This is a genomic window from Paracoccus sp. UBA889 (assembly GCA_002294185.1).
GTDB lineage: Bacteria > Pseudomonadota > Alphaproteobacteria > Rhodobacterales > Rhodobacteraceae > Paracoccus.
The window spans coordinates 3861-4090 of sequence record DBFD01000026.1; the positions used below are offsets into that span (position 1 = coordinate 3861).

At 63.5% G+C, this 230-nt stretch carries 1 pseudogene; it reads right to left on the bottom strand.

Features of this window, described 5'->3' with window-relative positions:
• Positions 1 to 230, bottom strand: a pseudogene (locus B4L36_RS04295) (polyribonucleotide nucleotidyltransferase); the annotation flags it as partial.

Sequence of the window (230 nt, forward strand, 5' to 3'; positions counted from 1 at the left end):
CGGATCTTGTCGGTGGGGATGGTCATCGTCTCGATCCGCGGCGCGTGGGCCGAGAACGAGCCCGCTTCGCTGATCGCCTTGGACATCTCGGACAGGATATGCATCCGGCCGTCCTTCGCCTGAGCCAGCGCCTGTTGCATGATCTCGGGGGTGATGCCGGCAACCTTGATGTCCATCTGAAGGCTGGTGATCCCGGCCTGGGTTCCCGCGACCTTGAAGTCCATGTCGCC